Origin of the sequence: Homoserinibacter sp. GY 40078 (genome assembly GCF_008017545.1) — a bacterium.
Lineage (GTDB): Bacteria > Actinomycetota > Actinomycetes > Actinomycetales > Microbacteriaceae > Homoserinibacter.
Genome location: NZ_VRTZ01000002.1, coordinates 846,865 through 873,785, shown reverse-complemented (window position 1 = coordinate 873,785; position 26,921 = coordinate 846,865). Strand labels below are relative to the sequence as shown.

The 26,921-nt window shown below is 69.0% G+C and carries 23 protein-coding genes; 20 read left to right on the top strand and 3 right to left on the bottom strand.

What is annotated here, in order from left to right; translation table 11 throughout:
* Positions 1 to 22 precede the first annotated feature (22 nt).
* Both pknB and FVQ89_RS12920 read right to left on the bottom strand, forming a co-directional pair.
* Positions 23 to 1,966 carry a Stk1 family PASTA domain-containing Ser/Thr kinase gene (gene pknB / locus FVQ89_RS12925; protein ID WP_147902324.1) on the bottom strand — a complete coding sequence of 648 codons (1,944 nt, stop codon included), beginning with the start codon at positions 1,964 to 1,966 and terminating at the stop codon, positions 23 to 25.
* Between the two features lie 83 nt (positions 1,967 to 2,049).
* A complete protein-coding gene (locus tag FVQ89_RS12920) occupies positions 2,050 to 3,384 on the bottom strand; it encodes a LysM peptidoglycan-binding domain-containing protein (protein WP_255513600.1) in 1,335 nt (444 codons plus the stop codon).
* Positions 3,385 to 3,548: 164 nt separating this feature from the next.
* Between FVQ89_RS12920 and FVQ89_RS12915 the strand changes: the two genes are divergently transcribed.
* Positions 3,549 to 3,884 (top strand): Rv2175c family DNA-binding protein, encoded by a 336-nt coding sequence (locus tag FVQ89_RS12915; RefSeq protein ID WP_147902323.1) that lies wholly within the window; start codon positions 3,549 to 3,551, stop codon positions 3,882 to 3,884.
* Positions 3,885 to 3,890: 6 nt separating this feature from the next.
* Here the strand turns inward: FVQ89_RS12915 and FVQ89_RS12910 are convergent, their stop codons facing one another.
* A complete protein-coding gene (locus FVQ89_RS12910; RefSeq protein ID WP_147902322.1) occupies positions 3,891 to 5,018 on the bottom strand; it encodes a polyprenyl synthetase family protein in 1,128 nt (375 codons plus the stop codon).
* 84 nt (positions 5,019 to 5,102) lie between these two features.
* Here FVQ89_RS12910 and FVQ89_RS12905 point away from each other — a divergent pair, with 84 nt between their 5' ends.
* The 19 genes from FVQ89_RS12905 (at position 5,103) to dnaE (ending at position 26,920) form a co-directional block, all read left to right on the top strand.
* The gene (locus FVQ89_RS12905; RefSeq protein ID WP_147902321.1) at positions 5,103 to 5,399 is read left to right on the top strand and encodes a DUF3040 domain-containing protein; all 297 of its coding nucleotides are present in this window, start codon (positions 5,103 to 5,105) and stop codon (positions 5,397 to 5,399) included.
* A 238-nt stretch (positions 5,400 to 5,637) separates the two neighbouring features.
* The gene (gene mraZ, locus FVQ89_RS12900; protein WP_147902320.1) at positions 5,638 to 6,069 is read left to right on the top strand and encodes a division/cell wall cluster transcriptional repressor MraZ; all 432 of its coding nucleotides are present in this window, start codon (positions 5,638 to 5,640) and stop codon (positions 6,067 to 6,069) included.
* 99 nt (positions 6,070 to 6,168) lie between these two features.
* Complete coding sequence (gene rsmH / locus FVQ89_RS12895) at positions 6,169 to 7,119, top strand: 16S rRNA (cytosine(1402)-N(4))-methyltransferase RsmH (protein WP_370454477.1); 951 nt, start codon at positions 6,169 to 6,171, stop codon at positions 7,117 to 7,119.
* Positions 7,116 to 7,706 carry a hypothetical protein gene (locus FVQ89_RS12890; RefSeq protein WP_147902319.1) on the top strand — a complete coding sequence of 197 codons (591 nt, stop codon included), beginning with the start codon at positions 7,116 to 7,118 and terminating at the stop codon, positions 7,704 to 7,706. Before rsmH ends, FVQ89_RS12890 begins: the two co-directional genes overlap by 4 nt.
* 13 nt (positions 7,707 to 7,719) lie before the next feature.
* Positions 7,720 to 9,492 carry a penicillin-binding protein 2 gene (locus FVQ89_RS12885; protein ID WP_187265025.1) on the top strand — a complete coding sequence of 591 codons (1,773 nt, stop codon included), beginning with the start codon at positions 7,720 to 7,722 and terminating at the stop codon, positions 9,490 to 9,492.
* A 40-nt stretch (positions 9,493 to 9,532) separates the two neighbouring features.
* A complete protein-coding gene (murF, locus tag FVQ89_RS12880; protein ID WP_147902317.1) occupies positions 9,533 to 10,948 on the top strand; it encodes a UDP-N-acetylmuramoyl-tripeptide--D-alanyl-D-alanine ligase in 1,416 nt (471 codons plus the stop codon).
* Positions 10,945 to 12,057, top strand: a complete 1,113-nt coding sequence (mraY, locus tag FVQ89_RS12875) for a phospho-N-acetylmuramoyl-pentapeptide-transferase (protein ID WP_147902316.1) — start codon at positions 10,945 to 10,947, stop codon at positions 12,055 to 12,057. The genes murF and mraY overlap by 4 nt, the downstream gene beginning before the upstream one ends.
* On the top strand, positions 12,042 to 13,616 hold the full coding sequence (murD, locus tag FVQ89_RS12870; RefSeq protein WP_147902315.1) for a UDP-N-acetylmuramoyl-L-alanine--D-glutamate ligase: 1,575 nt from the start codon (positions 12,042 to 12,044) through the stop codon (positions 13,614 to 13,616). The genes mraY and murD overlap by 16 nt, the downstream gene beginning before the upstream one ends.
* Entirely contained in the window at positions 13,552 to 14,790 is a 1,239-nt protein-coding gene (gene ftsW / locus FVQ89_RS12865) for a putative lipid II flippase FtsW (protein WP_147902314.1), read from the top strand. Before murD ends, ftsW begins: the two co-directional genes overlap by 65 nt.
* A complete protein-coding gene (locus FVQ89_RS12860) occupies positions 14,787 to 15,887 on the top strand; it encodes a glycosyltransferase (RefSeq protein ID WP_147902313.1) in 1,101 nt (366 codons plus the stop codon). The genes ftsW and FVQ89_RS12860 overlap by 4 nt, the downstream gene beginning before the upstream one ends.
* Positions 15,888 to 15,897: 10 nt before the next feature.
* The gene (gene murC, locus FVQ89_RS12855) at positions 15,898 to 17,295 is read left to right on the top strand and encodes a UDP-N-acetylmuramate--L-alanine ligase (protein ID WP_147902312.1); all 1,398 of its coding nucleotides are present in this window, start codon (positions 15,898 to 15,900) and stop codon (positions 17,293 to 17,295) included.
* 292 nt (positions 17,296 to 17,587) lie between these two features.
* Entirely contained in the window at positions 17,588 to 18,301 is a 714-nt protein-coding gene (locus tag FVQ89_RS12850; protein WP_187265024.1) for an FtsQ-type POTRA domain-containing protein, read from the top strand.
* 139 nt (positions 18,302 to 18,440) lie between these two features.
* Positions 18,441 to 19,589, top strand: coding sequence for a cell division protein FtsZ (gene ftsZ / locus FVQ89_RS12845; RefSeq protein WP_147902310.1), 1,149 nt, complete (start codon positions 18,441 to 18,443; stop codon positions 19,587 to 19,589).
* Entirely contained in the window at positions 19,590 to 20,273 is a 684-nt protein-coding gene (locus FVQ89_RS12840; protein WP_147902309.1) for a YggS family pyridoxal phosphate-dependent enzyme, read from the top strand.
* 34 nt (positions 20,274 to 20,307) lie between these two features.
* The gene (locus FVQ89_RS12835) at positions 20,308 to 20,778 is read left to right on the top strand and encodes a cell division protein SepF (RefSeq protein ID WP_147902308.1); all 471 of its coding nucleotides are present in this window, start codon (positions 20,308 to 20,310) and stop codon (positions 20,776 to 20,778) included.
* A gap of 176 nt (positions 20,779 to 20,954) precedes the next feature.
* Complete coding sequence (locus FVQ89_RS12830) at positions 20,955 to 21,872, top strand: DivIVA domain-containing protein (protein WP_147902307.1); 918 nt, start codon at positions 20,955 to 20,957, stop codon at positions 21,870 to 21,872.
* 37 nt (positions 21,873 to 21,909) lie between these two features.
* Positions 21,910 to 22,461 (top strand): signal peptidase II, encoded by a 552-nt coding sequence (gene lspA / locus FVQ89_RS12825; RefSeq protein WP_255513599.1) that lies wholly within the window; start codon positions 21,910 to 21,912, stop codon positions 22,459 to 22,461.
* Entirely contained in the window at positions 22,461 to 23,378 is a 918-nt protein-coding gene (locus tag FVQ89_RS12820; protein ID WP_147902306.1) for an RluA family pseudouridine synthase, read from the top strand. Before lspA ends, FVQ89_RS12820 begins: the two co-directional genes overlap by 1 nt.
* An 80-nt stretch (positions 23,379 to 23,458) precedes the next feature.
* Positions 23,459 to 26,920: a DNA polymerase III subunit alpha gene (dnaE, locus tag FVQ89_RS12815; protein WP_370454481.1), complete on the top strand. Its 3,462-nt coding sequence runs from the start codon at positions 23,459 to 23,461 to the stop codon at positions 26,918 to 26,920.
* Position 26,921 lies beyond the last annotated feature (1 nt).

Below are 26,921 nucleotides of genomic sequence, written 5' to 3'. Positions count from 1 at the left end.
CCGGTGAAGCGCTCGCTCGGGCTCAGCCCGAGAAGCGGACGGACAGCGTGGAGCCCTTGGGCTGCTCGCTTCCGGGCTCGGGGTCCACACTCGAGACGGTGAAGAAGCTCGGCGCCGCGTCGACGAACGCGTTGTAGTCGAGGGCGAACCCGGCCTCGGTGAGGATCTCCTTGGCGACGGCCCAGGTGTCGCCGACGACGTTGGGCACGACGACGAGCGGCGGCCCGGACGAGACGTTGAGGATTACCGTGTCGTTCGGTCGCAGCGTGCCGTGGTCGGCGAGTCCGATCACGAGGCCCTCGTCGACCGTCTCGCTCCGGCTCTCCTGCGGCTCGGGGTCGACCTTGAGTCCCGCCTCGACGAGCTTCGCGGTCGCCGCTTCGACGGACAGCCCGGCGATGTCGGGAACATCGCCCACCGACACCACGAGCGCGACGCTCTGCCCCTCGTAGATCACGTCACCGTCCGAGAGGGCATCGGTGCCGCCCGAGACGTCGATGTCGCCGACGGATGCGCTCATGACGACGTTCTCGGCGACCTTCGACGAGAAGCGGTAGTCGATCTGATCCTCGGCGAGCTCGAGCCCGGCTGCCTCGATCGCACGCGTCGCGGCGTCGAGGTCGAGTCCGGCGATCTCGCCGATCTCCGCGGGGCGCGGCCCCTTCGACACCTCGAGCGTCACGACGCTTCCGCGCCGAATGCTGGATCCCGGATCCGGGTTGGTTCCCGCGACGAGTCCCGATTCGACGTCGAGGCTGTAGACCTCGGCGTTCTCGGCGGCGACTTCGACTCCGAGATCCTCCAGGAGGCCGCGCGCGGTGTCCGGCTCCATGTTCACGATGCTCGTGGGGATCGTCACGTGTGCGCCGGGTCCGAGGCCGAACCACCATCCGGCGCCGCCCGCGGCCACCGCGAGCACGAGCACGAGGATCGCCGCGACCCATCCGCGTCGGCGCCGCGCGTCGGCCTTGCCGCGCAGCTTCACGGCGTTGGGGCTGATCGGCGCCGTCTCGCGCGCGATGGGTGCGCGCCCGCCGATCACCTGCGTCTCGGCCGTCAGCTGGCGGGCGGCGGGGAGCACCATCGTCTTCTGCGTCGCCACGGATCCGGTCGGCAGAGCCGTGTGCAGCAGGCTCTCGGTTTCGCGCACCTGGTCGAGGAGCATCCGGGCGTCGCGCGGGCGCTCCTCCGGATCGCGGGCGGTGGCCCACAGCACGAGCTCGTCGAGCTCGGCCGGAACCTGGTCGTTCGCATTCGAGGGCGGCGGCACCGAGTCGTTGGCGTGCTGGTAGGCGATCTGCATCGGCTGCTCGCCCTTGAAGGGCTGCTCACCCGTGAGCATCTCGTACATCATGATGCCCACCGCGTAGATGTCGCTGCGGGTGTCGGCGATGCCGCGCGTGACGAGTTCGGGGGAGAGGTAGGCGATCGTGCCGAGCAGCGCGGCGCCGGTCGCGGTATTCGCGGATGCCGCACGCGCGAGCCCGAAGTCGCCGATCTTGATGCGCCCGTCGTCGGCGAGGAGCACGTTCTCGGGCTTGAGGTCGCGGTGGACGATGCCGGCCTTGTGCGCCGCCGCGAGGCCCGAGAGCACTGCTTCGGTGATGTCGATCGTCTGCTCGGGCGTGAGGGCACCGTGGTCTTGCAGGAGGTCACGCAGGGTGATCCCCGGCAGGTACTCCATGACGAGGTAGGCGGAGTCGTCGTCCTGGCCCTGATCGAAGACGTTCACGACATTCGGGTGGGCGAGTCGCGCGGCCGAACGGGCCTCTTGGATGAAGCGCTGCTTGAACTGGCTGTCGTCCGCCAGGTGTCCGTGCATGACCTTGACCGCGACGCGACGCTCGAGGCGCAGATCGGTGGCGAGGTACACCGTCGCCATGCCGCCCCGGGCGATGCGGGATCGCACCTGATACCGACCGTCGATGAGGCGGCCGATCAGGGGGTCGGTCGTGCTGGTGGACACCTTAGGAGTGTACGAGGGCGCGCCCTCGTCGTCTCGCAGCCACACGGACGGGACGGCCGTGGGCTGCGTGCCGACCGGCTCGGTCAGCCCAGCTGAGCCAGCCATGCGGTCGCGCTCGTCTCCCACTTCGCGTAGGCGTTCGGGTACGCGGAGATCTGCACCGCCTGTGCGGCCTGGGTGAGGGTCATCGACTTCCAGCCCGGGATGTCGAGCAGTCCGCGCGTGACGCCCTTGTTGGGGTTGCTCGGGCCGCCGTAGAAGAGGCGCGCCGCGTGCGAGGCGTTGAGGATCTCGGCCTTCGTGCCCCAGCCGGTGCTCGGACGCTGCTGGAACAGGCCGATCGAGTCGCGGTCGCCGTAGTCGATGTTGCGCAGGCTCGACTCCTGCATGGCGGCGGCCAATGCGATCACGATCCCGCGGTCGGGTACCTTCAGCTCGCGCCCGATCTGGATGATGATGCGTGCGTTGGCGGCCATCTCGCTCGTGAGCGGCGTCACGGTGCTGCCGTCCTGAACGACCTTGACTCCCGGGATCGTGAGGCTGCGGCCGGCGTAGATGATGCTCGACCAGCTGAGGCCGTTCGCGTCGAGGAGCTTCTGGATGCTGACGTCGAACTTCTTCGCGATCGACGAGATCGTGTCGCCGGTCTTGATCACATAGGTGGAGTTGATGACCGGAGCCGGAGTCGAGACGACGGGGGTCGACGGCGGGTCGTCAACCTCGTCGATCGGGGTGACGGACGAAACGTTCTCCACGGCGAGCGTGGTTCCGGGGATCGCGATCGTCTGACCGGGGTAGATGATGCTCGACCAGCTGAGACCGTTGGCGGTGAGCACCGCCTGGGTCGTCACGCCGAAGCGCTTGGCGATCCCCGAGATCGTGTCGCCCGTGACGATCGTGTACCGCCCCGCCGAGCTCTTCGAGGTCGAACTGGAGCTGGAGGTCGAGCTCGACGCGGAGCTCGACGTCTTGCTGTTCGAGAGCTTCAGCACCTGCCCCGGGAAGATGAGCGACTTCCAGCCGAGGCCGTTGAGTGCGAGGACGCTCGCCGTCTTGAGGCCGTAGCGCCCAGCGATCCCGGACACGGTGTCACCGGCCTTGACCGTGTAGGTCGACGGCGCGGCGGCGCTCTTCGTCGTGGTGGCGGCCGCCGCGGCGACGACCGTGCGGACGGTCGTGCCGAGCGAGCTCTTCGGCTTCGCGGGCTTCCGCTCGACCTGCGGCGCCGCGTCGACGGGCGAGACCGCGCCGGTGACGGTGAGCGTTCCGGCGAGGACGATCGGCACCGTCGCCATCATGCTCTTCGCGAGGGCGGGCGGAACGGCGCGCTCGCGCGGAGGGGAGGCAACGATCGGGGTCGGCGTCAGCCCCGCGAAGACTTCGCGTGCTCGTGCGCTCATCTGATCCGTGTCGTACATCCCTGGCGTGCCTTCCCCTCCGGCCCGAAGCGGCTATTCCCCGATGACAACGTGTCACAGATGTTTAACAGAGTCAACCAATGTGGCGCGTGTGGCTGGCGTTTACATGTTCGTAACATTTGTCTCGGGGCGACGTGATTCGTGACCCGTGGCACGCTAGGAGAGTGACCGAACCGACCTCGTGGCTCACCATCCCGGACATCGTCGAGGCCCTCGGCGTGACTCCCGGCAAGATCCACCGCCTGCTGGAAGACCACCACCTGCTCGCCGTGCGCGTGGATGGCGTGCTCCAGATGCCGGCAGATTTCATCAAGGACGGCGAGCCGCTCCCCGAGCTTCGCGGCACTCTCGTGCTGCTCGCCGATAGTGGCTACACCGATGACGAGTCGATGCAATGGCTCCTCGCGTCCGAGGAGAGCCTGGGCACGTCTCCGCTCGCCGCGCTGCGCGCAGGTCGCAAGTCGGAGGTGCGCCGGGTCGCGCAGGCGCTCGCGTTCTGACCGCGATCAGGCGTCGCGCCGCGTGACGCGGTCGGCGAGCTCATCGAGCGCGGACAGCGCCGAGGGGCTGAGCGGTGCGCCGGCGAGCGCTTCGCGCGCGGTGCGGACGTTGTGGGCGATGATCCGCTCCACCTGATCCGCTGCTCCGCTGTCGCGGACCGTGTTCTGCAGCATCCGCACCTGGGCGTCGTCGAGGCTCGGATCGCCGAGCAGCTCGTCGAGCACACGTACGGCAGTCGGAGGCATCTTCTGCCGCGCCAATCCGATGAGCACGGTGCGCTTGCCTTCCCGGAGGTCATCTCCCGCGGGCTTCCCGGTGACCTCCGGGTCGCCGAAGACCCCCAGCATGTCGTCGCGCAGCTGGAACGCGACGCCGAGGGGGAGGCCGAAGCTGCGGAGCGCGGACAGCTGCGCGAGCGAGCCGCCTGCAAGAGCGCCTCCGATCGCGAGCGGCGCTTCGATGCTGTACTTCGCGGACTTGTAGACGATGACCCGGTGGGCGCGAGGCAGCAACTCGGATTCCGGTCGGGACCGCCAGGAATCCTCCTCGAGCACGTCGAGGTATTGTCCCGCCGTCACCTCGGTGCGCATGGTCGTGAACTCGGCGCGGGCTGCGATCGCGTGCTCGCGGTCGCGGAGTTCCGCGAGGCCCGCTTCGAACAGCTCGTCACTCCAGACGAGGAGGATGTCGCCGAGCAGGAGCGCGGCGGCCTCGCCGAACCGCTCCGGGTCGCCCTGCCAGCGCTCGTCGCGATGAAGGGCCTCGAACGCGCGATGCGCTGCAGGGCGGCCTCGGCGCAGGTCGGAGCGGTCGATGATGTCGTCATGTACGAGCGCGGCAGCGTGGAAGAGCTCAAGGGCTGCAGCGACGGAGACCACGGCGGGCAACTCGTCGTCGCGACTGGGGGCACCGAGTTCAGGGAGCGGATCGTGATCCGCGATGCCCGAAACGGAGCGCCACCCCCAGTAGCAGAAGAGCGCACGGAAGCGTTTCCCGCCCGCGAGCAGATCGCGTGCCCGGCTGACGAGCGGCTCGAGATCGGGGGAGATCGCCGAGAGCGAGGTCTGGTGCGAATCGAGCGCATCGTCGATCCGAGCGGCGACCTGGTCGACTAACCGCGTACTCCCAGCCACGTACCTAGCCTAGCCAGGCGTCCGCGCCTACAATCATGTTTGCACCGGCGACCGCTTGACGCCGGACGGCTGAAGGAGCACGACATGCCGCTTTCCGAGCAGGAGCAGCGCCTCCTCGACGAGATGGAGCGCAATCTCTATCACAGCGAGGCCGACGACGTCACGACCGTGGGTGTGCGACGAGGTCGTGCCAACGCCACCGCGATCGTCATCGCCTCCATCGGGCTGCTCATCGGATTGACGCTGCTGGTGCTCGGGGTCGTTCTGCGCCAGCCACTGGTCGGGGTCGCGGGGTTCGTCGCGATGTTCGGCGGTGCCGTGCTCGTCGCAGCCCCTCCACTTCGTCTCACGGTCCCGTCGCGTCCCCGCGACAACCGCTGATCCGGGCGGCTTTCGCCGCCCGCTGAGAACGCCGGTCTTCGGACCGGCGTTTTTTTGTGCCCGCTTTCCTCCCCGAGGCGCGCTTTTCCCTCCACCTTCCTCCACGCCCTACTTCCCTTTAGTTTTCGGGCCTCTTCGTACGACACCCCCCGATCTGGGGCGCATTTTGCTTGGTTGGTGGTGGATTGTGGAGTAAAGTGGAGCACACCTGGATCTGGCCGGAGCGAAGGGGGAGGGCATGCTGCTCGGCACGTTCGTCCCCAAGCTCGACGAGAAGGGGCGCATCATCCTTCCGGCGAAGTTCATGGACGACTTCGCCGGCGGTGTCGTGATGACCCGAGGCCAGGAGCGCTGCATCTACGTGTTCAGCCAGCGGGAGTTCGAAGACCTGCACGAGCGCGCCCGGCAGGCGCCCGTCACCGGCAAGAAGGGTCGCGACTTCCTCCGTCTGCTCTTGAGCGGCGCCTCGCAGGAGATCCCCGACAAGCAGCACCGTGTGACGATCCCCGCGATGCTGCGCGAGTACGCGGGCCTGGGGCGCGAGCTCACCGTGATCGGCACGGGCAACCGCGCCGAGATCTGGGACACCGCCGCGTGGGAGGCCTACTACGCCTCCACCGAGGCCGACTTCGCCGACACCGACGAGGAGGTGATCGCGGGCCTGTTCTAGCGCCCCCGGGTGCGACCCTCAGCCGCGCTCCCTGGCACACCTTCCCCGGTGCCAGGTCGCAGCGGATGGGGATCGGACCCGGGGGAGCGGCCCCGCATCATGACCGATCGCCTCCACATCCCCGTCCTGCTCGAGCGTTGTCTCGAGCTGCTCGCTCCGGCGCTCGCCTCGCCCGGGGCGGTCGTCGTCGACGCGACACTCGGGCTCGGAGGGCACGCCGAGGCGATGCTCGATCGCTTCCCCGAGGTGCGCCTCGTCGGCCTGGATCGCGACCGGCACGCCCTCGCGATGAGCGCTGAGCGTCTCGCACGATTCGGCGACCGCGTGGAACTCGTCCACACCGTCTACGACGGCCTGCCGCAGGTGCTGGCAGACCTCGGCATCGAGAGCATCGCGGGCATCCTCTTCGACTTGGGCGTCTCGTCCATGCAGCTCGACCTCCCGGAGCGCGGCTTCGCCTATTCCCGGGACGCTCCGCTCGACATGCGGATGGACGACACGTCCGAACTCACCGCGGCACGGGTGCTCGCGGAATACGACGAATCCGAGCTTCGCCGGATCTTCTACGAGTACGGCGAGGAGAAGCTCGCGCCCCGCTACGCCCGTCGGATCGTCGAGGCGCGACAGGTGGAGCCGATCGAGAGCTCGGCGCGTCTCGTGGCGATCATCGACGAGGCGACCCCTGCTGCCGCGCGTCGAAGCGGGCACCAGGCGAAGCGGGTCTTCCAGGCACTCCGGATCGAGGTCAACCAGGAGCTCGCGGTGCTCGAACGCGCGATCCCCGCCGCTGTCGACGCGCTCGGGCCCGGGGGCCGCATCGTGGTGATGGCGTACCAGTCCCTCGAGGACCGCATCGTGAAGCGCGTCCTGCAGACCCGCTCGACGTCGACGGCTCCCCGGGGGCTTCCGGTCGAGCTGCCCGAGCACCGACCCGAGCTGCGCCTTCTGGTGCGCGGCGCGGAACTCGCCGACGACGACGAACGTGCGCGGAACCCGCGCGCCACCCCCGTCCGCCTCCGTGCGGCCGAGAAGATCACGGAGGCCGCATGAGCGCCGCCACAGCCCGGCTCCTGCCGGCATCCGCTCCTACACAGGAGCCCCGCCGCCACCTCGATGTCGCGCCGAGCCGTGCCCAGAAGCGCGCCCGCCCACGCCTGTATGCCGCGCTCGTCGCGATCGGAGGCATCGGAGTGATCCTGCTCGCGCAGCTGGGAATGAGCATGGTGCTCGCGGACGGCGCGTACCAGATCTCGCATCTCCAAACGGAGCGACGCGATTTGCAGCGTGACCAGAACGCGAGCCAGGAGTCGCTCGAGCGCCTGAGCTCGACCCAGAACCTCATCGCCGGTGCCGATGCGCTGGGCATGGTGGTCGGCGGCAACCCCGTGTTCCTCGACGTCTCGAAGGCGAAGGCTGTCGGGTCCGGGGGGCCCGCGACCGGACAGATCGTGGGGCAGGGCGGCAATCTCATCGGGAACGTCCTCGCGGACGGGTCCGACGTGATCGACCTGAAGGACATCGAGGCGGCGCAGAACGCGGCCATCACGACAGACGCCGGAGACGCCGAGTCATCCGGCTCGGGTGTCGTTCCGTCGACGAGCGGACAGGGCGCGATACCGTCGCCCACGACCCGCTGAGGCAGGAGAGAACGTGATCGAAGCCCGGCGCACGCGCCGCCGATTGACGCTCGCCGTTCTCGCGGTGTTCGCCGTTGTCGTCATCTTCTCGGTGCGGCTCGTGGACATCCAGGTCGTCCGGGCCGACACGTTCAGCAAGATCGCCCGGCAGCAGACGTATCCGGCGACCCTGTGGGGCACGCGAGGCGACATCGTCGACGCGAACGGGACGGTGCTCGCGACGAGCGTCGACCGGTTCAACATCACGGCGGCCCCCGACATGGTCGAGTCGGACTTCGACCGCGTCGAGGAGGTCGACGGCACGAAGACTCGCGTGAAGGTGAGCCTGCAGCAGGCCGTTCAGGAGATCGCCGATCTGACCGGCGCGGATCCCGCGGAACTCACGACGACGCTCACAGAAGATCCCGACGCGCGATTCGTCTACCTCGTGAAGTCGGTCACCCTCGACGTGTTCCGTGCGGTGCGCGACCTCGACATCCCGTGGGTCTACAGCGAGCCCCAACCCGCGCGGAGCTACCCGAACGGTGCCATCGCCGGCAACCTGATCGGCCTCATGGGCACCGACGGCGCCCTTTCGGGCACGGAGCTCAAGTGGGACGAGTGCCTCGCCTCGACCAACGGCGAGGTCCAGTACGCGCTGAGTGCCGATGGCGTGCGACTGCCCGGTTCCGAGGTTGTCGAGAAGCCCGCGAAGGACGGCGGGACCGTCCACCTGACGATCGACTCGGATCTGCAGTGGTTCACCCAGCAGGCCCTCGCCGAGCAGGGCACGGCAATCGGTGCGAAGTGGGGCACCGCGTTCGTCGTCGAGATCAAGACCGGGAAGATTCGAGCCGCGGCCGACTGGCCCACGATCGACCCCAACGATCTGAACTCCGCGAAGGCGGAGGATGCGGGAGCGCGCAGCTTCGTCGCCCCGTACGAGCCGGGATCGGTCATCAAGACGGCGACTGTCGCCGGCATGCTGGATGCTGGCGTGCTGACGCCCACGACGCAGTTCACCGTGCCTTCCGCGTACACGAAGGGGCTGCCCGTCGGTGCCGAGATCCACGACTCGTGGCTGCACGACACGATCCGATTCACGACTGCGGGCGTGCTGGTCAACTCCTCGAACATCGGCATCGGGCAGATGACCGAGCTCATGCCCCTCAAGCAGCGCATCGAGTACCTCAAGGCGTTCGGCTTCGGATCGCCCACCGGCGCGGACTTCCTCGCGGAGGACGACGGCTTCGTGCGCTCGGTCGCTGACACCGACCCGGTCACGGCGGTCACGCAGCAGTTCGGTCAGGGCATGACCGCGACGAGCGCCCAGGTGGCGAGCCTGTATCAGACGATCGGCAACGGAGGCGTGCGCATCCCGTTGACCCTCGTCGAGGGATGCGAGCACGCCGATGGCACGTGGACGGATGTCCCGGAGCCGGAGGGCACCCGTGTCGTCTCGGAGAAGGCCGCGAAGCAGACGATCAACATCCTCGAGAACGTGGTGACCAACTACCACCTCGGCCCGACGCTCGCCGTTCCGGGGTATCGCATCGCCGCGAAGTCCGGCACCGCGGAGGTCGCGAAGAACGGTGTGTACACATCCGACCGCATCGTGTCGGTCGTGGGCATGCTGCCCGCCGACGACCCCCAGTACGCGATCACGGTGACCTTCGCCTATCCGACTACGATTATGTCGTCCCGGGCAGCGGCACCCACGTTCAACGCGATCGCCAAGCAGGTCATCAAGACGTTCCGAGTGCCGCCGTCGACCGAACCGGCGCCCAGCATCCCCCTCACCTGGTGATGGCGCCGCGGTGCGCGCGCGCCGCAACCGAGGAGAGTGCATGATCCCGTTCCGGCTCGAAGAGCTCGCCGAACTGCTGGACGCGGAGCTGCTGCTCCCGGCGGGGATCGCCCCCGACGCCGTGGTCGCGGGCAGCGTCGAGACGGATTCGCGTCTCGTGCAGCCGGGATCGATCTTCGTGGCGCTGCCGGGTGAGGTGACCGATGGGCATCTCTTCGCGCCCGCTGCGGTCGAGGCGGGCGCCGCGGCCGTGATCTGCCGCGGGAGGCTCGACCTGGAGGTGCCGCAGCTCGTCGTCGCCGACGGTCTCGACGCGCTCGGCTCGCTGGCGCGGGAGGTCGTCGCGCGCGTGCGCACGGGTGGCGCCCTGGAGGTAGTCGGGATCACGGGCTCCAACGGCAAGACGACGACCAAGAACATGCTCCGCGAGATCCTCGCCGCCGAAGCTCCCACGGTCGCACCCCGCGATTCCTTCAACAACCAGGTCGGTGCGCCGATCTCGATGCTCCGCATCGATGACGACACGCGATACCTCGTCGTCGAGATGGGCGCGAGCGGACCGGGACGGATCGCTCGACTCGTCTCCATCGCGCGTCCCGACATCGGCGTGGTGCTGAAGGTCGGCCTTGCGCACGCGGGCGGCTTCGGCGGGATCGATGCCACCGAACAGGCGAAGGCCGAGATGGTCGTCGACCTTCCGGCGAGCGCCGTGGCGATCCTCAACGCCGACGACGAGCGCGTCGCGCGGATGGCGGGCCGCACGGCGGCGCGGGTCGTCACCTTCGGTCTCTCGCGGGGCGCCGAGGTGCGCGCGGAGGCTGTCGAGGCGACTGCCGCCGGCACCTCCTTCACCCTCGTGGTCGACGACGTGCGACGCGCGGTGCAGCTGCAGATCCTCGGCGAGCACCACGTCATGAACGCGCTGGCGGCGTTGGCGGTCGCGCGCGAGCTCGGTGTCGACCTCGATCGGGCCGTCGGGGCGCTCGAGCGCCTCGAGCGCGCTGAGCGGTGGCGCATGGAGGTCACTCAGCGGGCGGACGGCGTCACGATCGTCAACGACGCGTACAACGCGAGCCCCGACTCCGTCGCTGCCGCGCTCAAGACCCTCGCGCAGATCGCGCGCGCCGACGATCGACGCACCGTCGCCGTGCTCGGCGAGATGGCGGAGCTGGGCGAGCTCGCCCAAGAGGAGCACGATCGGATCGGGCGGCTGGCGGTGCGTCTCGACATCCGTCAGCTCGTCGTCGTGGGGGAACGCGCCCGCCACATCCATGCGGCCGCCGGCCTCGAGGGCTCGTGGGACGGGGAGTCGGTGTTCGTGGATGACGCCGACGCCGCTTACGATGTGCTCCGTGAGACGCTCCGCCCTGGTGACATCGTGCTCGTGAAGTCGTCCAACTCCGCGGGGCTCCGTCATCTCGGCGATCGCATCGCCGCCGATGGGGCGACCTCGTGATCGCGCTCCTCGTCGCGGGCGCGTTCTCGCTCGTCTTCACGCTCTTCACGACGCCGCTGTGGATCCGCCTCTTCCGCCGGTTGGGCTGGGGTCAGTTCATCCGCGACGACGGTCCGCAGTCGCACCACACGAAGCGCGGAACGCCGACGATGGGCGGCATCGTCTTCATCATCGGCACGGTGCTCGGCTACCTCGTGGGTCATCTCGTGGCCGAGGCGCCGCTCACGATGGTCGCGACGCTCGTGCTCGGCATGATGGTGGGGCTCGGTCTCGTCGGCTTCCTCGACGACTTCCTGAAGACCCGCAAGCAGCGCAGCCTCGGGCTCGGCGGATGGTCGAAGATCGCCGGGCAGGCGATCGTCGCGACCGTGTTCGCGGTGCTCGCGATGAACTTCCCCGATGAGAACGGCGTCACGCCGGCCTCGACGTACATCTCGGGCGTACGCGACATCCACTGGCTCGACCTCTTCGCGTTCGGTCCGGTGATCGGCGTGATCCTGTTCCTCATCTGGGTGAACCTGATCACCGTGTCCGCGTCGAACGGTGTCAACGTCGCCGATGGCCTCGACGGCCTCGCGAGTGGCGCCTCGATCTTCGCGATCTCGGCCTACATCTTCATCGGGTTCTGGCAGTTCAACCAGTCGTGCTTCAACATCAACATCGATGAGGCCGTGAAGTACAAGTGCTACGACGTGCGCGATCCGATGGACCTCGCGGTCGTCGCCGCGGCGATCGCCGGAGCGCTCATCGGCTTCCTCTGGTGGAACACCTCGCCCGCCCAGCTGTTCATGGGTGACACGGGCTCGCTCGCGCTCGGCGGCTCGCTCGCCGCGCTCGCGATCCTCAGCCGCACGGAGTTGCTGCTCATCCTCATCGGTGGGCTGTTCCTCGTGACCACCGGATCGGTCATCATCCAGCGTGCGTACTTCAAGCTCACGAAGTGGAGATACGGCACGGGCAGACGCGTGTTCCTCATGAGTCCGCTGCATCACCACTTCGAGCTGAAGGGGTGGGCCGAGATCACGGTCGTCGTGCGCTTCTGGATCATCGCCGCGCTGTTCGTCGCGGCGGGTGTCGGGGCGTTCTACCTCGAATGGATCAGCCGCTGAGCGCCCGGACGGAGCGCCTGACCAGCTGGCGTGCCGACTGGTCGGGGCTGCGAGTCGCCGTCCTCGGGCTCGGGGTCACGGGCTTCTCGGTCGCGGATACCCTGACCGAGCTCGGCGCCCACGTGCTCGTGCTCGCTGCACGCGGGAGCGAGGAGCACCTGTCTCTTCTCGAGGTGATCGGGGCGCGTTTCCTCGAGCATCCCGACGATCAGGGCGCGCCCGACGAGCTTCTCGAGTTCGCCCCGGAACTCGTGGTCGTGTCGCCCGGATATCACCCGGATCACCCGCTTCTGGAGTGGGCGGCGCAGGCGGGGGTGCCCGTGTGGGGCGACATCGAGCTCGCGTGGCGACTCCGCGACAAGGTCACGCGTGCGGATGGCAGCCCGGCGGAGTGGATCCTCGTCACGGGCACGAACGGCAAGACCACCACCACCCAGCTCACGGCGCACATGCTCGTCGCTGGCGGCCTGCGCGCCGCCCCGGCGGGCAACATCGGTATCCCGGTGCTCGACGCGATCCGTGATCCGGGCGGCTTCGACGTGCTGGTGGTGGAGCTGTCGAGCTACCAGCTGCACTGGGCCCACCGGAATCCGGGAGGTGAGCTCGCTCCGCTCGCGAGCGTCTGCCTCAACATCGCCGACGATCATCTGGACTGGCACGGCTCGCGCGAGGCGTACGTCGCCGCGAAGGGGCGCGTCTACGCGAACACGCGGGCCGCGTGCGTCTACAACACCGGCGATCTCGCGACGAGAGAACTCGTCGAGGACGCCGAGGTTCAGGAGGGCTGCCGCGCCATCGGCTTCGGCCTCGGCATCCCGGGGCCGAGCGATCTCGGGCTCGTCGAGGATGTTCTGGTCGATCGCGCGTTCCTCGAGGAGCGGCGCAGCCATGCCCTCGAACTCGCGACGCTCGACGAGCTGCGCGAAGCGGGACTCGGCGCGCCGCACTCGGTCGCCAACGTGCTCGCCGCGGCAGCACTCGCCCGCGCGGCGGGTGTCGAGCCGGCGCGGATCCGCGACGCGGTGCGCAGCTTCCGGATGGATGCCCACCGCACCGAGCTCGTGGCCGTCGCCTCCGGTGTGAGCTGGATCGACGACTCCAAGGCCACCAATGCGCACGCGGCCGATGCGGCCCTGCGCGCGTCCGAGTCGGTGGTCTGGATCGCAGGCGGCCTGCTGAAGGGCGTCGACCCCGCCCCGCTCGTCGAGCGCCACGCATCCCGGCTGCGTGCGGCGATCTTGATCGGCGCCGATCGCTCGGCCCTGCGCCTCGCGTTCCAGCGACACGCGCCCGGCGTGTCGGTCGTCGAGGTCGAGGGATCGGAGACTGAGGATGTGATGTCCGCCGCCGTGCGCGCGGCCGCATCCGTCGCCCGTGAGGGCGATGTGGTGCTCCTCGCTCCGGCGGCGGCCTCCATGGATCAGTTCACGGACTACGCGGATCGGGGCCGACGCTTCGCCGCAGCGGTCCGCAGGCACCTGGAAGGGGGAGACGGTGACCACGACCCGGCCCTCCCGACCGAACCCGCCCCCGGATCCGGACCCGTCGGCGACAGCTGACGAGACCCGCCGCGGCCCGGCCGCGCGCGTCGTCGTCCGCCGCATCTTCGCCGCCGAGACGCCGGAGTACTTCCTCCTTCTCGGAACCACGCTGTTCCTCGTCGTCTTCGGGCTCGTGATGGTGTTGTCGTCGTCGTCGATCGAGTCGTGGGTGAGTGACGGCGACTTCTTCGCCCGCGCAAGCCGGCAGGCGATCCTCGCGCTCATCGGTGTGCCGCTCATGCTGATCGCCGCGCGGGCGCCGCGATCGTTCTGGCGGAGGTGGGCCTGGCACCTCATCATCGGCGCGCTCGTGCTGCAGGCGGTCGTGGTAGTCGTCGGCGCGGGGCAGAGCCTCTACAACAACAACTGGCTCTACATCGGAGGGTTCAGCCTGCAGCCCTCCGAGCTCATCAAGCTCGGGTTCGTCGTCTGGCTGGCTCTCGTGGTCACGCGCGTCGCGCCCATCATCAACGACTGGCGGCGAGCGGACTGGCGGGAGTACGCGCTGCCGCTCGCTCCCGCGGTGGCGGGCATCATGCTCGTCATGCTCGGAAACGACCTCGGCACCACGGTGATCCTCGCGGCCATGGTGCTCGGCTCGCTCTACTTCGGCGGTGTGCGGCTCAGCATCGTGTCGCTCATCACGATCGTGGGTTCGCTCGGAGCCGCGATCGCCGTGCAGGCGAGCGACTCGCGGAGCGAGCGCTTCGCGGTCTGGTTCGAGGGTTGCACCGACATCGCGAGCCGCTACTGCTACCAGACGCTGCAGGGATGGCAGGCGCTCGGCGACGGCGGGATCTTCGGCGTCGGGCTCGGCAATTCGACCGCCAAGTGGAGTTGGCTCCCGGAGGCCGAGACGGACTTCATCTTCGCCGTCATCGGAGAGGAGCTCGGGCTCATCGGTGCCCTGCTCGTCGTGGCGTTGTTCGTGGTATTGGCGATCTGCTTCGTGCGCATCATCCGTCGCCAGGTCGATCCGTATGCGAAGCTCGCGACCGCGATCGCGATGATCTGGATCATCGGGCAGGCGTTCGTCAACATCGCGGTGGTCCTCGGGCTCCTTCCCGTGCTGGGTGTGCCGCTGCCGTTCATCTCGGCGGGCGGCTCCTCGCTCGTGACCACCCTCCTCGCGGTGGGCATCGTCCTGTCGTTCGCCCGTCACGACCCTCGCGCCCGGGAGCAGCTGCGGTGACCGTCTATCTCATGGCCGGGGGTGGGACCGCCGGCCACGTCAATCCGCTGCTGGCGACAGCCGACCGGCTCCGCGAGCGTGAGCCCGATGCCGAGGTGCTCGTGCTCGGCACCGCCGAGGGCCTCGAGGCGCGCCTCGTGCCGCAGCGCGGCTACGAGCTCGTCACCGTGCCGCGGCTGCCATTCCCGCGTCGACCGAACGGCGACGCCCTGCGCTTCCCCGGGCGGTGGCGGGCGAGCGTCGCCCTGACCCGCAGCATCCTGAGCGAGCGGGGAGTGGACGCGGTGGTGGGCTTCGGCGGCTACGCGGCCGCCCCGGCGTATGCCGCGGCGCGTGCCGAGGGCGTCCCGCTCGTGATCCACGAGGCGAACGCCCGACCGGGGATCGCGAACCGCTACGGCGCGCGGCTCACCCCGTATGTGGGCACCGTCTTCCCGTCGACGCGGATTCGCGGCGGGCGGATCGTCGGCCTTCCCCTTCGTCGCGAGATCGAGACGCTCGACCGCTTCACCGCCCGACCCGAGGCGTTGACCATGTTCGGCCTCGAACCCGGCGTGCCCACGCTGCTCGTAACAGGCGGATCGCTCGGGGCGCGGCGACTCAACCAGGGCGTCTCGAGCGCGATCGATGCGATTCTCACGGCAGGCTGGCAGGTGCTGCACATCACGGGCGACCGCTCGCCGGTTGACGACCCGGGCCTCGCGGGCTATCGCATCCTCACCTACTGCGACCGGATGGACCTCGCCCTCGCCGCGGCCGACCTCGCGGTCTCTCGCGCCGGCTCGGCCACCGTGAGCGAGCTCTCGGCTCTCGGAATCCCGGCCGTGTTCGTGCCGTATGCGGTCGGCAACGGCGAGCAGCGGTTCAATGCTCGCGATGCGGTCGACGCGGGCGGCGCGCTGCTCGTCGACGACGCCGACTTCGACGAGGCGTGGGTGCGCGACACGCTCGTGCGGATGCTCGAGAACCCGGCGCTCATCGCCGACATGGCGGCACGCATCCTCACGACCGGTCGACTGGACGGCGCAGACCGGCTCGTCGACCTCGTGCTCGAGGCTCGGGCGGCGATGCCCGCGAGCGGCTCAGGCGAGAGGTAGCGTTGGCAGGATGATCAAACCCGACCTCGACCAGGAGCTTCCCGACGAGCTCGGGGCGGTGCACTTCGTAGGCATCGGCGGCTCGGGCATGAGCGGCATCGCCCGCCTGCTCCTCGACGCCGGCCACCGCGTGACGGGGTCGGACGTGCGCGACTCGGCGACTGTGGCGGAGCTGCGCGCAGCCGGTGCGACCGTGTCGATCGGACACGACGCGGCGAACGTCGGCGATGCCGACACGCTCGTTGTGACGGGCGCGCTGTGGCAGGACAACCCGGAGTACCAGAGGGCACTCGAAACCGGCATCCCGGTGCTGCACCGCTCGCAGGCGCTCAACTGGCTCATCCGCTCGCACCGGCTCGTCTCGGTCGCGGGTGCTCACGGCAAGACGACCTCGACGGGGATGATCGTCACCGCACTTCGTGAGCTCGGCGCCGACCCCGGCTTCGTCAACGGCGGAGTGATCTCGGGCTACGGCCGCAGCTCGGGCTACGGCTCGGGCGATCTGTTCGTCGTCGAGGCCGACGAGTCCGATGGCTCGTTCCTGCTCTACGACACGGCGGTCGCCCTCATCACGAACGTCGACGCCGATCACCTCGACCACTACGGAAGCCAGGAGGCGTTCGAGGACGCCTTCGTGCGCTTCGCCCAGGAGGCGACGGAGTTCGTCGTGGCCTCGAGCGATGACCCCGGGACTCTCGCGGTGACCGCGCGCCTCGATGGCAAGCGCGTCGTCACCTTCGGGTTCGCGGACACCGCCGACGTGCAGGTGCGTGATGTCGTCGCCGACGGCCCCGTCGCCTTCACGATCCGCGCTGGTGGGCGTGATCTGCCGGTGAGGCTCGCCGTGCCGGGGCCGCACAACGCGGTGAACGCGGCGGGGGCCTTCGCGGTGCTCGCCGAGTTGGGGTTCGAGCCCGAGCGGATCGTCGCGGGACTCGAGGTCTTCGAGGGCACGGGTCGCCGCTTCGAGCTGCACGGCGAGGTGCGCGGTGTTCGGGTCTACGACGACTACGCGCACCATCCGACCGAGGTCGAGGCGGCGCTGCGCACGGCGCGCTCCGTGGTGGGAACGGGTCGCGTCATCGCGATCCATCAGCCGCACCTCTACAGCCGGACCCGGATGATGGCGGGTCAGTTCGCCGAGGTGTACGAGAGGCTCGCCGATCACACAGTCGTGCTCGACGTGTTCGGCGCCCGGGAGGATCCGGAGCCGGGCGTCACGGGCGCCCTCGTCGCCGACCGTTTCGCGGATCCGTCGGGTGTCGACTTCCTGCCCGACTGGCAGGCTGCGGCGGATCGGGTGGCCGAGATCGCGCAGCCCGGTGACCTCGTCATGACGCTCAGCTGCGGCGACGTCTACCGGATCATCCCGCAGGTGCTCGACGCGCTCGGCGCGGAGCAGGTGTGACGGGGCGCCGGTGAGACGGCCCGAGGGTTTCGACCCGCCCGCCGCCGAGAAGGCGGAGGAGCCGCGCACTCGCCGAACCCCGCGCGTCGCGGGCGCCCCCCATCGTTCCGGCGCACCCGCGCCCGCGCGGCCGTCGGCATCGGCGGCCCCCACGCGTACGGCGACCCCCGAGACCCCGCCGAAGGCCCGCCCCGCGCGCGCGCCACGCCCGCCGCGCCCGTCGGCTGACCGCACGGCGGCGGCGGAGCTGCGTGCCGCGCAACGGGCCCGTCGGCGGCAGGAGCGCCGTGAGATGAGCCGCTTCACCCGTCGCGCACGGCGGAGACGCGTCGCGTGGGCGACGGGGCTCGGTCTCGTCGCGATGCTCGTCGGGCTGAGCTTCGGCGCGGTCTACTCGCCGCTGCTGGCACTGCGCGACATTCAGATCGAGGGCACATCGCGGCTCGATCCCGCTCAGCTCGTCGACGCGATCGACGGGCAGATGGGGGTTCCGCTCGCGCTGCTCGACGAGGGGCGGATCCGCGACGAGCTCGGCAAGTTCACGCTCATCCGCAGCTACTCGATCGAGCTGCTGCCCCCGGGCACGCTGCTCGTGGAGGTCACCGAGCGCACCCCGCTCGGCACGATCGCCCGCGCCGACGGGTCGTTCGATCTGGTGGATGCGGCGGGTGTGGTGATCCAGAACACGCCGAAGAAGGCGTCGGGCATGCCGGTCGTCAAGGTTCCCGACGATGACGTCACCTCGGCCGCCTTCGCCTCGGCTGCGCAGGTGATCTTGGCGTTGCCCGACAGTGTGCGCGAGAAGGTCACCCAGGTGACGGCATCGACGCGCGACGACGTCACTCTCACGCTCGCGAAGTCGAAGCAGACGGTGGTCTGGGGTGGCGCGGAGAGCTCTGAGCACAAGGGCCGCGTGCTCGCTGCGCTGATCAAGATCCACGGGGGCAGCGGCCCGGGGGAGTATGACGTCTCCGCACCGGGCACGGCGGTCTTCCGCTCACGCTGAGTGTCGCTTCGTTTCGCGACACGCGGGGTGTCGCGGCCATCGGGACCCTCACGCACGCTTACCGTGAGGCACATCAGAGTACTGAGAAAGACTCTAGACCTCAAGTAGAGGTTGAAGGTTTCGCTCCTGGAGGCCCGACGTGACATCGAACCAGAACTACCTCGCCGTGATCAAGGTGGTCGGCATCGGCGGCGGTGGCGTGAACGCGGTGAACCGCATGATCGAGCTCGGCCTCCGCGGAGTCGAGTTCATCGCCATCAACACCGACGCGCAGGCGCTCCTCATGAGCGACGCGGACGTCAAGCTCGACGTCGGGCGCGAGCTCACCCGCGGACTCGGCGCGGGCGCCGACCCCGAGGTGGGTCGCCGTGCCGCCGAGGACCACGCGGAAGAGATCGAAGAGGCCCTCGCGGGTGCCGACATGGTCTTCGTGACCGCGGGAGAGGGAGGCGGCACCGGCACGGGCGGTGCCCCGGTCGTGGCACGGATCGCCAAGTCGATCGGCGCCCTCACGATCGGTGTCGTGACGAAGCCCTTCGGGTTCGAGGGCAAGCGCCGTCAGGCGCAGGCCGAGCTCGGGGTCTCGACACTCAAGAACGAGGTCGACACGCTCATCGTCGTGCCGAACGACCGCCTCCTCGAGATCAGCGACCGCGGCATCAGCATGCTCGAAGCCTTCTCGACCGCCGACCAGGTGCTCCTCGCCGGTGTCCAGGGCATCACCGACCTCATCACGACCCCCGGGCTCATCAACCTCGACTTCGCCGACGTGAAGTCGGTCATGCAGGGGGCCGGCTCGGCCCTCATGGGTATCGGAGCGAGTCGGGGAGCCGACCGTGCGATCAAGGCTGCGGAGCTCGCCGTCGCGTCGCCGCTGCTCGAGGCATCCATCGACGGAGCGCACGGCGTACTGCTCTCGATCCAGGGTGGCTCGAACCTCGGCATCTTCGAGATCAACGACGCGGCCCGGCTCGTGCAAGAGGCTGTGCACCCGGAGGCGAACATCATCTTCGGCGCCGTCATCGACGACACGCTCGGCGACGAGGTGCGGGTGACCGTGATCGCGGCGGGCTTCGACGGAGGCGAGCCCACGAGCCGTCCCTCGCAGGAGCGGCGCAGCAGCTTCGTCGAGGCGCCGGTCCCCGTGTCGGTGGGTGTTGTCGCGGCCGACGGCGAGACCGAGGCGATCTCCGAGGGATGGGCGCGAGAGCCCGAGGTCCCCGTGGTCTCCGCGCTCGACGACCTCGAAGACGACGCGGATCTCGACATCCCCGACTTCCTGAAGTAAGTGCCGTCCGACCCGGATCTCGCCGCCCGACTCGCCCAGGTCGATGCCGGGATCGCGGATGCCGCGCGCGCCGCGGGCCGCGACCCCGCGGAGGTGACGCGGATCGTCGTCACGAAGTTCCACCCGGCGGCGCTCGTGCGCGACCTTGCTGAGCTCGGAGTGCGCGACGTCGGAGAGAACCGCCACCAGGAGGCTCAGGCGAAGGCCGCAGAGACCTCCGATCTCGACGTTCGCTGGCACTTCGTGGGCCAGCTGCAGAGCAACAAGGCCCGCGCGGTACGCGCCTACGCCCACGCCGTACACTCCCTCGATCGGCCGTCGGTGATCGACGCGATCGCATCGGACGACGGGCGCGAGATCGAGGGCTTCCTGCAGATCGACCTGTCCGGTAGCCCCGGTCGTGGCGGCGCGGATCCGGCGGATGCCGAGCGCCTCGCCGACCGCGTCCTCGCCGCCCCCGGCATCCGCCTCGCCGGGGTCATGGCCGTCGCGCCGCTCGGGGAGGATCCCGCTCCGGCGTTCGCGCGCTTGCGAGAGGTGTCCGAGCGGATTCGCTCGCTCGCTCCGGATGCCGACCGGATCTCGGCGGGCATGTCGGGCGACTACGCGGTCGCGATCCGCGAGGGCGCGACACACCTGCGCATCGGCACGGCAATCACGGGAAAGCGGCCCGACGCCGGTTAATCTCGGGGCAGAACCACGAGATCCGGAGGATGACATGGCGAACCCGCTGCGCAAGACGATGGTCTACCTCGGCCTGGCCGACGAGGAGTACGACGACGTCGCGCCTGAGGCGACCCACGCGCACACTCACACGCCCGCCGCCGCGAGCGCTCCTGCGCCGTCCCGTCCGGCCCCGGTGACGCCGCTGCGTCGTGCGGCCGCCCCGGCCCCCGCGCCGGCAGCGATGAGCGAGATCCTCACGGTCCACCCGCGCCACTACAAGGACGCCCAGACGATCGCCGAGAGCTTCCGCGAGGGAGTGCCCGTGATCATCAACCTGTCGCAGATGAGCGAGCCCGAGGCCCGCCGTCTCATCGATTTCGCGAGCGGCCTGTCGATGGGTCTGTACGGCAAGATCGAGCGCGTGACGAGCAAGGTCTTCCTGCTCTCGCCCGAGCATGTCGCGGTCAGCGGCGAGCAGGCAGAGGCCGAAACCGACGTCGACGCGGGCTTCTTCACGAGCTGAGAGTTACGCGTCTTCGACCCCGGTTTCCGCGCATCCACATCCGGATCGCGGAGGCCGGGGTCGAGTGCGTTCCGCGGATGTAATCTGGTCACCGGCGCACCTTCGACTCGTGGCTGAAGCTTGCTACGGTGGGAGGATTCGCTGAACCGGATGAGCAAAGCAATCGAGGTGCGGTCATGGCCCTGACGCCGGAAGACGTCGTCAACAAGCGTTTCAATCCCACGAAGTTCCGTGAGGGGTACGACCAGGACGAGGTCGATGACTTCCTCGACGAGGTCGTCGTCGAGTTGCGCCGCCTGAATCAGGAGAACGAGGAGCTGCGCCAGCGTCTCGTCGCCTCGGACGCGCGCATCAGCGAGCTGCAGCGCTCGGCGAGCCAGGCTCCCGTCGCGGCGCCTGCGCCGGTTCCGGCCGCCCCGCCCGTCTCGGCCGCTCCCGTTCCCGCGCCTTCTGCGGCTCCGGAGTACGGTGCGCAGGACGCCGGTGCGATCGACCAGACCAACACCAACAACCTCCTGCAGCTCGCGCGTCGTCTCCACGAGGAGCACGTGCGCGAGGGCATGGAGAAGCGCGATCAGCTCATCGCGGAGGGCCACGCGACCGCGGCGCGCATCGTCTCGGATGCCGAGACGCAGCAGCGGACCCGCATCGAGAGCCTCGATCAGGAGCGCCAGGGTCTCGAGCGTCGAGTCGAGGAGCTGCGCATCTTCGAGTCGGAGTACCGCGAGCAGCTTCGCGGCTACATCGAGAGCCAGCTGCACGAGCTCGACGCCTCCGCGCCGATCTCGACTCCGGAGGCGGCCGAGACGCCCGCTGTCGGATCCTCGGCGCCCGTGTACGGCGACCAGCCGGCTCCTGCTGAGGCGGCTCCGGCCTACAGCTCCTCCGGCCCGCAGTACGGCTCGTCGGCACCCGAGTACCCGGCCCCCGACCCCTACGGACAGGCGTCGAGCCCCTCGTCGCCCCCGGCCTACGCTGCGTTCCCGGCTCCGCAGGTGAGCCCCGAGTACCCGGCGCAGCAGAGCGAGCCTCCGCAGTCCGAGTACCCCTCGTACGCGCCCCGCACCGACAACCCGGGCCTTGGCGGCAACTGAGCCGCAGCCCGCGCCGCAGGCAGGAGGGCGCGCACGTGTGAGCGTGCGCGCCCTCCTCTTGCTGGCGGCGGTGGCTGCGGGTGTGTATCTGCTCGATCAGGCGGCGAAGTACCTGGTCGTGACGCGCATGGAGATCGGCGAGGTGATCTCCGTGCTCGGCCCGGTGCTGCAGCTCAACTCGGTGCGCAACTCGGGAGCCGCGTTCTCGCTCGCGAGCGGGTTCACCTGGATCCTGTCGATCGTCGCGCTCGGCGTGATCGTCGTGATCGTGTTGTTCGCGCGCAGAATCCACTCGACTGCCTGGGCCGTGATGCTCGGACTCCTGCTCGGGGGAGCGCTCGGCAATGTGACGGACCGGCTGTTCCGAGAGCCGGGCTTCGGCGTCGGCCACGTGGTCGATTTCATCCAGATCTGGGGCTTCCCGGCCATCTTCAATCTCGCGGATGTCGGCATCGTGAGCGCGATGGGTCTCTTCCTGCTGCTGACGCTGCGCGGTGTCGGTCTCGACGGTCGCCGTCACTCCGACGACGAACCGGCCGTCGCGACTGATGCCTCGGACGGGCCGGGCGAGCGGCCGACGAACCCCTGATGGAGAGCCGCGCCATGCCGGTTCCCGACGGACTCGTCGGAGACCGCGCCGACGCCGCGCTCGCGCGCCTGCTCGGCTTCTCGCGAACCTTCGCCGCGGAGGTGCTGGAGGCGGGGGGCGCGCGACTCGACGGCAGCGTGCTCCAGAAGTCGGATCGGATGCGCCCGGGCTGGCTCGAGGTCGAGTGGGCGCCGCGGCTCGAGCCGACGATCGTGCCGCAGCGCGTCCCGGGATTCGCCGTCGTCCACGACGACGACGACATCATCGTGATCGACAAGCCGGTCGGTGTCGCGGCCCACCCGGCGACCGGATGGGACGGCCCGACCGTGCTGGGCGCCCTCGCCGGCGCGGGCTACCGCGTCGCAACGTCGGGCGCGGCCGAACGCGCGGGCATCGTGCACCGTCTCGATGTCGGCACGAGCGGGCTCATGGTCGTCGCCAAGAGCGAGCGCGCCTACAGCGCGCTCAAGCGCGCCTTCCACGACCGCGAGGTCGACAAGATCTATCACGCGGCCGTCCAAGGGCATCCGGATCCGTTCTCGGGCACGATCGATGCGCCCGTCGGCCGTCATCCCTCCTCGAGCTGGAAGTTCGCCGTCACGGCCGATGGCAAGCACGCGGTGACGCACTACGACACGCTCGAGGCGATGCCGCGTGCAACGTTGCTCGAGATCCACCTGGAGACCGGGCGCACCCACCAGATCCGCGTTCACATGGCCGCCCAGCGGCACCCCTGCGTGGGCGATCTGTTGTACGGCGCTGACCCCGTGCTGGCGCAGCGCGTCGGCCTCGAACGCCAGTGGCTGCACGCCGTGAAGCTCGGATTCCGGCATCCGGCGAGCCTCGAATACGTGCAATTCGAGACACGCTATCCCGACGACCTCCAGCAGGCCCTCGACGTCCTCCGCGGCGATTAGTCTGGAAGCCGGACCCCGACGGAGAAGGCGTGACGAGCAGCGATTCCTTCGTGCACCTGCACGTGCACAGCGAGTACAGCATGCTCGACGGTGCCGCCCGCGTGAGCGACCTCATGAAGGCGGTCTCCGAGCAGGGCATGCCAGCGATCGCGGTGACCGACCACGGCAACAACTTCGGCTCGTTCGACTTCTGGTCGCAGGCCCGCGGTGCGGGCGTCAAGCCCATCATCGGCACGGAGGCCTACCTCACGCCCGGCACCCACCGCACCGACAAGACGCGGGTGCGCTGGGGCAACGGGGGAGAGGACGACGTCTCGGGTGCCGGCGCCTACACCCACATGACGATGTGGGCCGAGAACACGGCGGGCATGCACAACCTGTTCCGCCTCTCGAGCCTCGCGTCGATCGAGGGCTACTACTTCAAGCCGCGCATGGATCGCGAGCTGCTGCAGACCTACGCGAAGGGCATCATCGCGACGACCGGCTGTCCGTCGGGCGAGGTGCAGACGCGTCTGCGCCTCGGACAATACGAGGCCGCGCGCGACGCGGCCGCGGAGTTCCGCGACATCTTCGGCAAGGACAACTTCTTCGTCGAGCTCATGGACCACGGGCTCGGCATCGAGAAGCGCGTCATGAGCGACCTCATCCGTCTTTCGAAAGACCTCGGGCTCCCGCTCGTCGCGACGAACGACCTCCATTACACGCACGCGCACGACGCGTCGGCACACGAGATCCTGCTGTGCGTGCAGTCGGGCTCGACGCTCGAAGACCCGAACCGGTTCAAGTTCGATTCGCAGGACTTCTACCTGAAGACGCCGCAGCAGATGCGCGACCTCTTCCGCGACCACCCCGACGCCTGCGACAACACCCTGCTCATCGCCGAGCGGTGCGAGGTCGAGTTCAACACCGGCGCCAACTACATGCCGCGCTACCCGGTCCCCGCAGGTGAGACGGAAGAGACCTGGTTCATCAAGGAGGTCGAGCGCGGTCTCCACGATCGCTACCCGACGGGCATCCCGGACGAGGTGCGGAAGCAGGCCGAGTACGAGGTCGGCGTCATCACGCAGATGGGCTTCCCTGGATACTTCCTGGTCGTCGCGGACTTCATCAACTGGTCCAAGGACAACGGCATCCGTGTCGGTCCGGGCCGTGGCTCGGGTGCAGGGTCCATGGCCGCCTATGCGATGAAGATCACCGACCTCGATCCGCTGCAGCACGGCCTGATCTTCGAGCGCTTCCTCAACCCCGACCGCGTCTCGATGCCCGACTTCGATGTGGACTTCGACGAACGTCGCCGCGGTGAGGTGATCCGCTACGTCACCGACAAGTACGGTGAGGAGCGGGTCGCCCAGATCGTCACCTACGGCACCATCAAGGCCAAGCAGGCGCTCAAGGACTCGGGCCGCGTGCTCGGATTCCCGTTCTCGATGGGCGAGAAGCTCACGAAGGCGATGCCGCCCGCGATCATGGGCAAGGACATCCCGCTCGGCGGCATCGTCGACTCGTCGCACGACCGCTACAAGGAGGCGGGCGACTTCCGGGCGCTGCTCGAGTCCGACCCGGAAGCGCGAACGGTCTTCGAGACGGCGCGCGGACTCGAGGGGCTCAAGCGGCAGTGGGGCGTCCACGCGGCGGGCGTCATCATGTCGAGCGAGCCGCTCATCGACATCATCCCGATCATGAAGCGGGAGCAGGACGGCCAGATCGTCACGCAGTTCGATTACCCCGCCGCCGAGGCGCTCGGCCTGATCAAGATGGACTTCCTCGGGCTGAGGAACCTGACGATCATCGACGACGCGCTCGACAACATCGAGGCGAACCGCGGATTCCGCCCGGTGCTCGAAGAGCTCGCCCTCGACGATCCGGCCGCCTACGACCTGCTCGCACGAGGCGACACCCTCGGGGTCTTCCAGCTCGACGGCGGGCCCATGCGGTCGCTGCTGAGGCTCATGAAGCCCGACAACTTCGAGGACATCTCGGCCGTCATCGCCCTCTACCGCCCGGGTCCCATGGGCGCGAACTCGCACACGAACTACGCGCTGCGCAAGAACGGCCAGCAGGACATCATCCCGATCCATCCGGAACTCGAGGAACCGCTGCGCGACATCCTCGACACGAGCTACGGCCTCATCATCTACCAGGAGCAGGTGATGGCGATCGCGCAGCGGGTCGCAGGGTTCACCCTCGGCCAGGCCGACATTCTGCGCCGTGCGATGGGTAAGAAGAAGAAGTCCGAGCTCGACAAGCAGTACGAGGGCTTCTCCGCAGGCATGCGGGAGAACGGCTTCTCGGAGACCGCGGTCAAGACCCTCTGGGACATCCTGCTGCCCTTCTCCGACTACGCCTTCAACAAGGCGCACTCGGCCGCATACGGCGTCCTCAGCTACTGGACCGCGTATTTGAAGGCGCACTACCCGGCCGAGTACATGGCGGCGCTCCTCACGAGCGTCGGCGACGCCCGCGACAAGCTCGCGATGTACCTGAACGAGTGCCGTCGCATGGGCATCAAGGTGCTGCCGCCGGATGTCAACGAGTCCATCGGGTTCTTCGCGGCCGTCGGCGACGACATCCGCTTCGGTTTGGGTGCTGTCCGCAATGTCGGGTTCGGCGTCGTCGACCAGATCCGCGCCGCGCGCGAGGAGAAGGGCGCGTTCACGACCTTCCACGACTTCCTGCGCAAGGTGCCGCTCGGCGCGCTCAACAAGCGCACGATCGAGTCGCTCGTGAAGGCGGGTGCGTTCGATGAGATGGGGGCCTCGCGGCGGGCGCTCATCGAGATCCACGAGGAGGCGGTCGAGTCGGCCGTCTCGGTGAAGCGCAACGAGGCGAATGGCCAGGTGGGATTCGACTTCGAGTCGCTGTGGGACGAACCCGAGGCGGTCGATCATGTACCCACACGACCGGAGTGGGCGAAGAAGGACAAGCTCGCGTTCGAGCGCGAGATGCTCGGCCTCTACGTCTCGGATCACCCGCTCGCGGGTCTCGAGGTGCTCCTCGCGAAGCACGCGAGTGTCGGGATCGCCGAGCTGCTGACCTCCGAGACCATCCAGGACGGTGAGACCGTCACGGTCGCCGGGCTCCTCACGAGTGTGCAGCATCGCACCGCCCGTGCCTCCGGCAACCCGTACGGCGTGGTCGCCCTCGAGGACTTCGGGGGCGAGGTGCAGGTGATGTTCCTCGGCAAGACCTACCAGGAGTTCGCTCCCGGTCTGCTTCCCGATCAGGTCGTCGTCGTGCGGGCGCGCGTGAGCCAGCGCGACGACGGTGTGGCTCTGCACGCGGCGAGCATGTTCGTGCCCGACACGGGCACGAGTCTCGGATCGGGTCCGCTCGTGATCCAGGTCGCCGAGAACCGCGCCACGACAGAGGTCGTGGAGGCGCTCGGCGACGTTCTCATCCGCCATCGGGGCGACAACGAGGTGCGCTTGCGCCTCGTCCGAGGCGACACCGCGCGGCTCTTCGAGATCCCGTTCCCGGTGTCGGTGACGGCGGATCTCTACGGCGAGCTCAAGAGCCTTCTCGGGCCGAACTGCGTGGTCTGAC